Source organism: Asticcacaulis sp. DW145 (assembly GCF_037101385.1).
Lineage (GTDB): Bacteria > Pseudomonadota > Alphaproteobacteria > Caulobacterales > Caulobacteraceae > Asticcacaulis > Asticcacaulis currens.
Map to the genome: position 1 here is coordinate 1,904,359 of NZ_AP029024.1, position 11,118 is coordinate 1,915,476.

The window sequence follows — 11,118 nt, forward strand, 5'->3', positions numbered from 1 at the left end:
CCATAATTTTGTTTTTCAGACGCAAACGGCGGAGCCTGATCGAAGCTCCGCCGCCCTTTACTGTGTCTCTTTATGTTACGACTTTTTCCACAGGCTTTCAATCGCCTCAAGGGTCCGGCCCTTGGTTTCCGGCACGAACTTCCAGACGAAGACCGCCGCCAGCACCGAGCAGGCCGCATAGACGTAATAGTTGAGGCCGTGGTTAAAGGTGGCGTTCAGCGCGCTGTCGCCGTCGATCACCTTGAACGACCAGGTGACGATGTAGTTCGATATCCACTGAGCCGCCACGGCGATGGCCATGGCCTTACCCTTGATGGAGTTGGGGAACATTTCAGCCAGCAGCACCCACACGACCGGGCCCCACGACAGGGCGAAACCGGCGATGTACAGCATGGCGGCGTACAGCAGTAGCGTACCTTCCTGCTTCTGCTGGAACAGGATGCCGAGCGCGGCCATCGAGACAGCCATGACCAGAGCGCCGAGGATCAGCAGCGGCTTGCGGCCCCAGTTATCGACGGTGAAGGTGGCCACCAGCGTGAACACCACATTGGCCGCGCCGACCAGCACGGTCTGGAACAGGGCCTGATCGGTGCCCGAACCGATATTCTTGAACATCAGCGGCGCGTAATAGAGCACGGCATTGATGCCGACGAACTGCTGAAACACCGACAACAGGACGCCAATCACGACGACGCCGACGCCGAAGGAGAACAGCTTGCCCGAATGTTCGTTCAGCGAGCCGCGGATCTCGTCCATGGTCGCCTGCGCTTCCCGCGGGTCGTTCAGTTCGCTGAGCAACTTGCGCGCCTTGTCTTCCTTTTGCTTCATGACGTACCAGCGCGGCGTGTCGGGCATCAGGAAGGCGGCGAGGAAGAACAGGGCCGCCGGGATGCCGGCCGAGGCCAGCATGTAGCGCCAGCCAGTCGAAAGTACCCACTCGTCCGTGCCGAATTCGGCGATCTTCAGATTGACGAAATAGACGAGCAACATGCCGCCGACGATGGCGATCTGCTGGAAGGTGATCAGCAGGCCGCGCTGCTTCGCCGGGGCGATTTCCGCGATGTACAGCGGCGAAATCAGCGACGCCATGCCGATGGCCACCCCGCCGATAAAGCGATAGATCATGAAGGGCGTCAGACCCTCAACGCCCAGACCGCCGATAGGCGCCAGACCCAGTTCCGGAAAGCCCGACAGGATTGACGAAGCGAAGAAGAGGAAGGCCGCAATCAGCATCCCGGCGCGACGGCCGAGCGAGGTGGACAGCGGCCCGGCGATCAGCGAGCCCAGCACGCAGCCCAGAAGCGCGATGCCGATGGCCGTACCGGCCAGAGAGTTGCGCGCCACCTCGGTGAGGTCGGTGCGCGGCGTGACGAAGTTATGGACGATGGCTTCTTCCGCGCCGGAAATCACGGCGGTATCGTAGCCGAACAGGAGGCCGCCCAGAGCCGCGCCGATGGCGAGCCCCATGACCAGCCCCATATTCACCTTTCCAAGTGATGAGGACATTCAATTTTCCCTTCCCTGAGTGCAATCGAAGGATTGCAGACGTGTGACACCTTCCGCTCTCTGGTCCCTGTGTATCGTTGGTGGTCGGGCGTGGCGGATAGGCGCAATGAAACTGAACCGCGCGCAGCGAATCGTAAAGACCGCTCTCTCAAAAAGTGAGACCGGTTCTTTAGCGCACCGCGCGGCGGGCGTGGTTAATGTGCCTTAAATTTTCAGTCTGGCAAGTGAAAAGCTGATAGCGCTAACATCTGAGGACTAGGTTTTACCGCAAAAATGCTGCGCAACATCCCTCCTCCCTGTTGCGCAGCAACAGGGAGGAGATTTTTGACTAATGATTATGCCGCGGCATCTTGTCAGCGATCTTCGTGTATTTCAGCGCCGGTTCCATCACCGCGCCCGTGTGCAACTGGCCCACGGTCTGACGATAGATTTCCTGCCACATGGTCATGGACTCCGGATAGGCCGGGATACCGTCCGCCTTGCGCTTTTCGATCTCTTCGGCGGAGACCAGCATGTCGCAGGCCCCGGTATTGATGTCGATGCGGATGGTGTCGCCTGTGCGCAGCCAGGCCAGCCCGCCACCCACCGCGCTTTCGGGCGAGGCGTTGAGGATGGAGGGGGAGTCCGCCGTCCCCGACTGACGCCCGTCGCCGATGGTCGGCAGTGAGGTGATACCCTTTTTCAGCAGCGCGTCGGGCGGCTGCATATTGACCACTTCGGCGGACCCCGGCCAGCCGACCGGGCCGGAACCGCGGATGACCAGAATGCAATGCTCGTCGATATTCAGCGCCGGATCATTGATGCGCTCGTGATAGTCGGTCGAGCCATCAAAGACGATGGCGCGGCCTTCGAACACGCCTTCGCGGCCCGGTTCAGACAGATAACGCTGACGGAATTCGGGCGAAATCACGCTCGTCTTCATGATGGCGAAGTCGAACAGATTGCCCTTGAGCACCAGGAAGCCCGCCCGCTCCATCAGCGGTTCAGCCACGGTGCGGATCATTTCCCGGTCGTGGGTTTCACGGCCTTCGACGTTTTCGGCAATCGTCTTGCCGGTGATCGTCGCCGCCGTGCCGTCCAGCATCCCGGCCTTCAACAGCTCGACATGGATGGCCGGGACGCCGCCCGCACGGTGGAAGCGCTCGCCCAGATACTTGCCCGCCGGTTGCATGTTGAGGATCAGCGGGATGTCATAGGCCGCCATCCAGTCTTTCGGCGTCAGCTCCACCCCGGCGTGGCGCGCCATGGCCACGATGTGCGGCTGAGCATTGGTCGAACCGCCCAGCGCCGCCACCGCCGCAATGGCGTTGAGGAAAGAGGCCTTGGTCAGGATTTTTGAGGGCTTGAGGTCCTCATAGGCCATTTCGACGATGCGGCGGCCCGTCTCATAGGCCATCTGCCCTCGCTCCCGATAGGGTGCCGGAATGGCCGAGCAGCCGGGCAGCGACAGGCCAAGGGTTTCGGCCACGGCGTTCATGGTCGAGGCCGTGCCCATGGTGTTGCAATGCCCCGCCGACGGGGCCGAGGCACAGGCGGCCTCGAGGAATTCGTCTTCGGTGATTTCACCGGCAGCCAGCTTGCGGCGTGAGCGCCAGATGACCGTGCCGGAACCGACCAGATCGCCGTCGTGCCAGCCGTCGAGCATCGGCCCGCCCGATAGCACAATGGCCGGAATATCGACGGCGGTGGCGGCCATAATGCCCGCCGGGGTGGTTTTGTCGCAGCCGGTCGTCAGCACCACCGCATCGAGCGGATAGCCATGCAGGATTTCCACCAGCGTCATGAAGCTGAGGTTGCGATCGACGGCGGCAGTCGGACGGCGACAGTTTTCAAAGATGGGATGGCAGGGAAATTCCATGCAGATGCCGCCCGCATCGCGGATGCCTTCGCGCACGCGCTGCGCCAGATCGAGGTGGATGCGGTTGCACGGGCTGAGGTCCGACCCCGACTGCGCGATACCGATAATGGGCCGCCCCGACCGCAGTTCCTGCGGCGTGATGCCGTAGTTCATGAAGCGCTCCAGATAGAGCGCCGCCATGTCGATATGGCCGGGGGCTTCGAACCATTCCTGTGAACGGAAACGGCCATTGGGGGTCGCGGGTTTACGGCTCATGGATTGCCCTCAGAGGAAATTTATTTCGTTTTGCGGCTGACCCGCCACGTCGCTGCGGAAGCTGAACAGCCCCCCGGCCAGCGGTTGCGATTTCAGATCATCGGCGCTTAAGCCCTTGGCCGCCGTCGTCGCATAGACGGTCTTCAGGTCGCGGCCGCCAAAGGCGATCTTGGTGACGTTCGACACCGGCAGATCAACCTTGCGGATCAGAGTCCCATCCGGCGCATAGACATGCACGCCCCAGCCGAAGAACAGCCCGACCCACACCTGGCCCTGGCTATCGACGATCGGGCCATCCATATAGCCTTCGCCGTGCGCGCCGGTTTTGCCCCCGGTTTTGCCCGTGGCGTCCAGTTGCGCGAACAGGCGCTTGTTATGGATGTCGCCGTGGTCGTCGAGATCGAAGGCGTAGATGTGCTTTTTCAGCGTATCGTTATGATAGAGGGTCTTGCCGTCCGGGCTGACCGCCGGGCCATTGGTGATGACGTAGTCGTCGTCCATCACCTTCAGGCCGCGCGCGTCGTAGCGATAGAGCCGACCGGTGGGTTTTTCTTCATCATCGTCCATCGACCCGAACCACAGGCGGCCCCTGGCATCGACAAAGCCGTCATTGAGGCGGTTGGTCGGCAGGCCCGGCTCGACATGGCTCAGCAGGGTAAAGGTGCCGGTTTTGGGGTCGAAATCGTACAGGCCCGTCTTGCAACCAACGACAAAGCCGCCGCGTGATTTGGGCGCGAGGAAGCCCGGCTCGGACGGGGCGAGGAAGGACTGATGCGAACCGATGTCGGGATCGTAGCGGTGGACGCGCTTTTGTTTGATATCGACGAACCACAGGGCGTGATCGCGTGCCGACCATACTGGTCCTTCGCCCAGCGTGGCCCTGAGGTCGAGAACACAGGTCGGTTGGAACAGTTGGGTCATGGGTTTCCTCCGACGGAGAGTGAGGCAACACCCCCTCCCCCACCACCATTTGCTAGATCAAACGGTCCCCCTCCCCGCCCCCAGGGGCAGGGAGGCATAAACAAGTCAAACCACCGAAACCGCCTCGGTCAGGCTTATCGCCAACCGGCGTCGATCCAGTAGCCGTGGCCGGTGCACAGGGCGGCGTCGTCAGAGGCGAGGAACAGGGCCAGAGAGGCCACGTGCTGCGGCTCGATACGGCCGTCGAGGCATTGGGCTTCAACGATCTGACGCTCGCCTTCGGGCGTGTACCACTTCATCTGGCGCGGCGTTTTGACATTGCCGGGGATGATGGTGGTGACGCGGATATTGTCACGGCCCAGTTCGCGGGCCAGAGCGCGCGTCATGCCCTCGATACCGGCCTTGGCCGTTTCATAGAGCGTCAGGTCCGGCAGACCGAGGTGCCAGGAGATCGAGCCGAAATTGATGATGGCCCCGCCGCCCGCAGCCTTCATGCCCGGCGCAATGGCGCGGGTAACCATCAGCATATGCTTGAGGTTCACGCCAATATTCTTGTCGAAAAATTCCGACGTGATTTCCGACAGCGAATGACGGTCGTCGCGCGCCGCATTGTTGAGCAGAATCGTCACCGGCCCGTCGGCCTGAATGGTCGCCAGCACCTTTTCCAGCGCCGGCGTGTCGGTCAGGTCGCACTGATGATAGACCGGCGCAACGCCCAGAACTCCCGTGTCGATGGTGGCGGAAACCTCATCCACGAGGTCGATGAAATGCACCTTCGCCCCCTGATTGACGAAGGCCTTGACCAGCCCTCCGCCGATACCCGACCCCCCGCCGGTGATGAGAACCTTACGCCCTTTCAGGCTCGGATAGATGGCAGACGACATGTCTTCTGGACTTTCTACAAACAAACACCAAGGGGCACCCGGAAACGGTTTCTGCGTTTCTTATAAAGGATGCACGTTTAATTACATCTAGGCCGCGTCGGCCTTAAAGGTTTCGACCTTCAGCAGGCCGCGCGAAACCAGATTCTGCATCAGGGCGACAATACCAAAGGTCCAGGCGCGCGCGTCTTTCGAGGTGGTGACGCGATTTTCCAGCGTGCCGAGCTTCGGCGAGGTCACGGTGACAATGTCGCCGACCTTGTGCGTGAAGCCGCGGCCCGGCGTGTCACGGTCCTGCGTCGGCGCGAACAGCGTACCCAGCATCAGGACGAAGCCGTCCGGATAATGATGCTCGCTGAGCGCCTGACGGATCAGTTCCAGCGGATCGCGGCTGATCTGGTCCATCGAGGAGCGACCTTCCAGCACATAGCCTTCCGGTCCGTCGATGCGCAGATCGAGCACGGCGGAACGCACATCATCAAGCGTGAAACCCTCATCGAACATGCGGATGAACGGCCCCAGCGCGCACGAGGCGTTGTTGTCCTTGGCCTTGCCCAGCAGGAGCGCCGAGCGGCCTTCGAAGCAGCGCAGATTGACGTCATTGCCCAGAGTCGCACCCAGCGCCCGGCCCTTCGGATCAACGACCATCACTACTTCGGGTTCGGGGTTGTTCCAGGTCGAGTCGGAGCGCACGCCGACCTCTTCGCCCCAGCCGACCGACGACAGGACTGGCGCCTTGGTGAAGACTTCGGCATCCGGGCCGATGGCGACTTCGAGATATTGCGACCACAGGCCATCGGCGATCAGCGCCTCTTTCAGCTTGGCGGACGCTTCGGTGCCCGGCACGACCGAGCGGATATCGCCGCCCACACGCGCCGCCAGATCGTCACGGATGGCCTGAGCCTTGTTGTAATCGCCGCGCGCGCGTTCTTCGATCACGCGCTCCACCGCCGACACGGCGAAGGTCACGCCGGCCGCCTTGACCACCTGAAGGTCGATGGGGGCCAGAAGGGTCGATTGGCCTTCCCAGGACTTCTGGAACGCGAAGTCTTCGAGCTTACCGAGGCTCCTGCCCCCCGCGGGAGCGCCCTTTTCCGGCCACGCGGCGAGAAGCTGCGCCACAGTCGGAGCCACCGCGCTCATGTCAAACACCTCGCCCCCCCTGACCAGGACCGGGGTCGGGCCTTCGGGCAGAAGAACACGTCCCACCAGCGTGGCGTCGCGCCAATCCACCGGGAGCATGGCGGCAGGGAGGGAATCGGTCATGGTGACGAACCTTTGCTGTTACGAATCGTCCGGGCAGCCGGAAGGAAATGGACTCTGCTCAACCTGTAGCATCCGGGTGAAAACCCCCGGACTTATTTCTGTTTTTTGCACACGCCACACTCCACGGCGACGGCCGTGTTGAAAACAGGCGAGTGATAGCGCTACCATTCACAGAAGTCGGGGCCTCTTGTCAAGAGGCGAGACCCGTGCGGGTGTATTTTGTAACGCGTCAATCGGTGGCGTCTTCGCCCGGCGGGGAAGATGACTGACGCTCGATAATGGCAAAGTCGCGGATTTCGTGCACCGGGGCGTAGGGCTGCCCCGAACGGCGCGTGCGAATCTGCTCCAGCAGCATCTTCAACCCCAAAGACGCCATGTCCGAGATCGGCTGACGCACCGTGGTCAGTTCCGGCCACACAGAGGAGGCCATCGAGGTGTCATCAAACCCGACAATCGTCACATCCTTCGGCACATCGAGGCCCAGCCGGTGGGCCGAGGCCACGGCACCGGCGGCCATGTCATCATTGGAGGCAAACAGGGCCGTCGGACGCTCATCGCGCATCAGCAGGCTTTCGGCGGCATCGAAGCCGGAGCGATAGGTGAAATAGCCCTGCCCGACCAGCTTGTCTTCCGGCGTCAGACCGGCCTTGGTCAGGGCGGCGATGTAGCCCTCGTGCCGCAACTGACTGTAGTAGGAGTTGGGGTGACCCTTGATGAAGCCGATGCGGCGATGACCCAGCGCGATCAAACGCTGCGTCATGGCAAAGGCCGCCTTGAAATCGTCGATGGAGACGCTGGCCGCATCGGGCGAGGGGCGCGAGGTCGCCACCCCGACGAACGGCAGGCCCATCTCACGCAGGGCCTTAGCCACGCGCGTGGAATCCGACAGAGGGGGCGGCAGGACCACGCCATCCACCCCCAGCGATTTCAGCTTGTCGAGCACGTCGGCCACGCCTTCGGGGCCTTCGCAGCTTTCGATGATCAACTGACAGCCGCTTTGCGAGCTTTGGTGCAGTATGCCCAGCAGCAGTTCCGACAGGAAGGACATGGACGGGTTGGAATAAATCAGGGCGATGCGCGACGAATCCTGAGACGCCAGAGAGCGCGCCGCCATATTGGGCGAATAGTTCAGCGCCTCGATAGCTTCGGCCACCTTTTTGCGTGTCTCTTCGCGGACGTTCTTTTCGCCGTTGATGACGCGCGACACGGTCATAGGCGACACGCCGACATGCCGGGCCACGTCATGAATGGTGACGATATTACCGCCGCGACGACTGACCTTACGCGCCAATGCTCTACCCCTTGCGTGCCGCGCCACAGGACGCTGAATCGGATACACTCGTACAATTGTCGCACGTCAAACCAGCAAAGGTAAAGGGGGACGGACCCCTTGCTTTCATTGGTGAAATAAATTCTCACTTGAAAAAAAGTAAACGCTGTCATAAGCCTAAGACGCGATCTCGACCGAAAAACAGAAGCGAGACGATCAGGGAAGACGACCTTATGACCGCCCAAATGCGCGTAACGACTCTCGCCTGCGGATCGCGACTCACGTCTGAACCGACCGGACGCGGCTGTGCGTCACGGCCCTTACCGAGCGACGATTATCCCCCCCACGCAATGGAGACGGTCCCATGACACTGACATCCCTGCGCCTGACCAGCGCCCTGCTGAGCCTGTCCCTGATCGCCCCCCTGACGGGGCCTGCGACGGCTGAAGCTGCACCGCGTTTTGCCGCCATCTTTGGCGATCACGCCGTCCTGCAACGAGAGGCCCCGGTACGGATATGGGGCTTCGCCGACACGGGCGAAACGGTCACGCTGCGCATCGCCGGTCAGACAGCGACCGCAAAGGCCGACGCATCGGGCCGCTGGGAGGCGACCCTGTCCCCCCTGCCCGCAGGCGGCCCTTACGAGCTCAGCCTGGCAGGTGGAGCAACACTGAAAGACCTTCTGGTCGGGGACGTGTTCCTCTGTTCGGGGCAATCGAACATGGAGTTCACCACCAAATACGCCACCAATGCCTATAACGAGATCATGAGCTCGGCCAATGATCGTATCCGCTTCGTCACGGTCGAAAAGGACGCACAACCCGCCGGCCCGCTGAGCGACCTGCCCAAGGCCCCGGCGTGGCGCGCCGTCGGACCGGAAACGACCGGCGACACCTCCGCCGTCTGCTACTACATGTCGAAGGCGCTGGCGGCAAAGACGGGCGTCCCCATCGGCATGATCCATTCGTCGTGGGGCGGCACCATGATCCAGTCGTGGCTGAGCCAATCGACCCTGCGTCAGCTCAAAAGCTACGATACCGGCCTTGAGACGCTGAACCTCTATGCCCGCGACCCGCAGGCGGCGCAAAAGGGCTGGCAAAAGGTGACGCAGACCTGGTGGGATACCCACGAACCTCAGGCGGCCGAAAAGCGCCAATGGGCGACCGCCACCTATGACGACCGCGACTGGAAGACCATGGACACGACGCACTTCTGGGAAGAGTCGGGCGACCCGGCCCTTGCGGGTTTTGACGGCGTGGTGTGGTATCGCAGCGAGATCACCCTGAGCGCAGCGCAGGTCAAATCGGCCACCACGCTGGTGCTGGGGGCGGTGGACGATGCCGATACCACCTTCATCAACGGTCAGGTCATAGGCTCCAGCGAAGGCTGGAACACACCGCGTCGCTATGAGATTCCTAAAGGCGTGCTGAAGGCCGGACGCAATGTCATCGCTCTGCGCGCCGTCGATACGGGCGGCGGTGGCGGCATGTGGGGTGACCCCAAGCCCCGCGGACTTTACCTCAGCGATGGCAATATTATTCAAATTCCGGAAGTATGGAAATACAAAATTTCCACACCGATGTCGGGCCTCAGCGATGTGCCGACCACACCGTGGCTGCCCACCTCCGGGCTGGCGACCCTCTATAACGGGATGATCGCGCCGATCGCCCCCTATACTCTTAAGGGGGTGGCTTGGTATCAGGGCGAAGCCAATGCCAGTAATGACAGGGAATATAGCCGTCTGCTGCCTGCCCTGTTTGCCGACTGGCGCGCCAGCTTCCGTCAACCCGACCTGCCCGTCGTCGTCGTGCAACTGGCCAATTTCGGGCCGGTGGTGAACGGCCCCGCCCCGTCGCAATGGGCGGCCTTACGCGAATCCCAGCGCCTGAGTGTCGATGCCGACGCGAAGACCGCTCTGGCCGTCAGCCTCGATGTGGGCGACCGCACCGACATCCATCCGACTCAGAAAAAGGTGGTGGGTGAGCGCGTGGCGCTCGGGATGCGCAAGGCGGCCTATGGCGAAACCGTCGCCCTGTCGCCCGAACCCGTCTCAGCCACCCGCCGCGGCGCGGATGTGGTGATCCGGTTCCGCGACACGGGTGGAAAGCTCCTGACCTATTCATCGGATCAGGCCATCGGTTTTGAAGCCTGCGACGGCGCCTGCCGCTATGTCAGCGCCACGGTCGAAGGCGATGCGGTGGTGCTGAAAGGCGCGGCGACGGCCAGACAGGTCCGCTATGGCTGGGCCGACTCGCCCTATGTCAATCTCTTCAGCGCCAGCGACCTGCCGGTCGCCCCGTTTCAGATCGACATCCCGTAGGCCGATTGCTCAGGCGGTGACGGGGGCATCCGCGGCATGACTTGCCCCCGTTCACCGCCTTTGCTAGAGTGATGGCGTCGGCAACCGACCGTAAGCGTGTAACGTCAAGCAACGCACCTCACCCCCCGTCAGTGGACGGGGCCTGATCAAAGGTGCCCTGTGCTGACATTATTCCCGAAAGAGACACTATGCTGTTTCCACGCTTACCGGCGCGCTATGGCGCGTTCGCCCTGCCCTTTATCCTGTCGATCTTCATGACTTTTGTGGTGTCGCTGATTTCGACGCTAAAGGCTGTGGGGGTTTCCGCAGGCTTTATCGGCCATTGGCTGCCCGCTTGGGGCCTGTCCTGGCTGATCGCCTTCCCCACACTTCTGATGGTGCTGCCTCTGGTCAGACGCATCGTCAGGCTGGTGGTCGCCGAACCATAAACCTCAAAAAGACCCTCTCCTCCCCGGAGGAGAGGGCACACATCACGGATTGGGGTACTGAAAGACCAGTTGCTGCGTGTTGACGTCGTAGATGCGTGCCTGAGTCGCGCCGTGCCAGCGGCTGTGGGCCGGCAGGTGGGCCTTGGCGTGGTCGATGGCCAGATTGAGGTCCGATCCCCACGGCACCGAGGTCACTTCGGCATCTTCGGCATTGAGGAAAAAGATTCGATACATCAGGGCTCTCCCGTAAACGCATCCCAAAGGTCAAGCCTTGTGGATAGGACGCGCGTCAAAGGTGGAGGCGTCGTTTCGAGACAGTCGAAACCGCGCCGGGCGATCCCCCGCCGGAAAAGATCGAGACCTATCGCCGCCAAATAAAGCCGCAATGAGGCGAAATCGGGCTTTTCCACGGT

Annotated in this window: 9 protein-coding genes; 2 read left to right on the forward strand and 7 right to left on the reverse strand. The window is 62.0% G+C overall.

Annotation, left to right across the window (positions count from 1 at the left end; genetic code table 11):
* Window positions 1-75 precede the first annotated feature (75 nt).
* The 6 genes from AACH73_RS08830 to AACH73_RS08855 form a co-directional block, all read right to left on the reverse strand.
* Window positions 76-1,506, reverse strand: a complete 1,431-nt coding sequence (locus AACH73_RS08830) for a sugar porter family MFS transporter (RefSeq protein ID WP_338734591.1) — start codon at window positions 1,504-1,506, stop codon at window positions 76-78.
* Between the two features lie 328 nt (window positions 1,507-1,834).
* Window positions 1,835-3,619, reverse strand: coding sequence for an IlvD/Edd family dehydratase (locus tag AACH73_RS08835; protein ID WP_338734592.1), 1,785 nt, complete (start codon window positions 3,617-3,619; stop codon window positions 1,835-1,837).
* 9 nt (window positions 3,620-3,628) lie between these two features.
* Window positions 3,629-4,540 (reverse strand): SMP-30/gluconolactonase/LRE family protein, encoded by a 912-nt coding sequence (locus tag AACH73_RS08840; RefSeq protein WP_338734593.1) that lies wholly within the window; start codon window positions 4,538-4,540, stop codon window positions 3,629-3,631.
* Between the two features lie 134 nt (window positions 4,541-4,674).
* Entirely contained in the window at window positions 4,675-5,424 is a 750-nt protein-coding gene (locus AACH73_RS08845) for an SDR family oxidoreductase (protein WP_272742456.1), read from the reverse strand.
* Window positions 5,425-5,511: 87 nt separating this feature from the next.
* Window positions 5,512-6,687 carry a fumarylacetoacetate hydrolase family protein gene (locus AACH73_RS08850; RefSeq protein WP_338734594.1) on the reverse strand — a complete coding sequence of 392 codons (1,176 nt, stop codon included), beginning with the start codon at window positions 6,685-6,687 and terminating at the stop codon, window positions 5,512-5,514.
* A gap of 229 nt (window positions 6,688-6,916) precedes the next feature.
* Window positions 6,917-7,978: a LacI family DNA-binding transcriptional regulator gene (locus tag AACH73_RS08855; protein ID WP_272742458.1), complete on the reverse strand. Its 1,062-nt coding sequence runs from the start codon at window positions 7,976-7,978 to the stop codon at window positions 6,917-6,919.
* A 343-nt stretch (window positions 7,979-8,321) separates the two neighbouring features.
* Between AACH73_RS08855 and AACH73_RS08860 the strand changes: the two genes are divergently transcribed.
* Window positions 8,322-10,277, forward strand: coding sequence for a sialate O-acetylesterase (locus AACH73_RS08860; protein WP_338734596.1), 1,956 nt, complete (start codon window positions 8,322-8,324; stop codon window positions 10,275-10,277).
* Between the two features lie 188 nt (window positions 10,278-10,465).
* On the forward strand, window positions 10,466-10,705 hold the full coding sequence (locus AACH73_RS08865; RefSeq protein WP_338734598.1) for a DUF2798 domain-containing protein: 240 nt from the start codon (window positions 10,466-10,468) through the stop codon (window positions 10,703-10,705).
* Window positions 10,706-10,747: 42 nt separating this feature from the next.
* Here the strand turns inward: AACH73_RS08865 and AACH73_RS08870 are convergent, their stop codons facing one another.
* The gene (locus tag AACH73_RS08870; RefSeq protein ID WP_272742460.1) at window positions 10,748-10,939 is read right to left on the reverse strand and encodes a hypothetical protein; all 192 of its coding nucleotides are present in this window, start codon (window positions 10,937-10,939) and stop codon (window positions 10,748-10,750) included.
* Window positions 10,940-11,118 lie beyond the last annotated feature (179 nt).

Excerpts from the sequence above, each read along its gene's own strand:
- AACH73_RS08840 (WP_338734593.1), bottom strand. The coding sequence starts at position 4,540 with ATGACCCAACTGTTCCAACCGACCTGTGTTCTCGACCTCAGGGCCACG.
- AACH73_RS08870 (WP_272742460.1), bottom strand. The coding sequence starts at position 10,939 with ATGTATCGAATCTTTTTCCTCAATGCCGAAGATGCCGAAGTGACCTCG.
- AACH73_RS08830 (WP_338734591.1), bottom strand. The coding sequence starts at position 1,506 with ATGTCCTCATCACTTGGAAAGGTGAATATGGGGCTGGTCATGGGGCTC.
- AACH73_RS08850 (WP_338734594.1), bottom strand. The coding sequence starts at position 6,687 with ATGACCGATTCCCTCCCTGCCGCCATGCTCCCGGTGGATTGGCGCGAC.
- AACH73_RS08860 (WP_338734596.1), top strand. The coding sequence starts at position 8,322 with ATGACACTGACATCCCTGCGCCTGACCAGCGCCCTGCTGAGCCTGTCC.
- AACH73_RS08865 (WP_338734598.1), top strand. The coding sequence starts at position 10,466 with ATGCTGTTTCCACGCTTACCGGCGCGCTATGGCGCGTTCGCCCTGCCC.
- AACH73_RS08845 (WP_272742456.1), bottom strand. The coding sequence starts at position 5,424 with ATGTCGTCTGCCATCTATCCGAGCCTGAAAGGGCGTAAGGTTCTCATC.
- AACH73_RS08835 (WP_338734592.1), bottom strand. The coding sequence starts at position 3,619 with ATGAGCCGTAAACCCGCGACCCCCAATGGCCGTTTCCGTTCACAGGAA.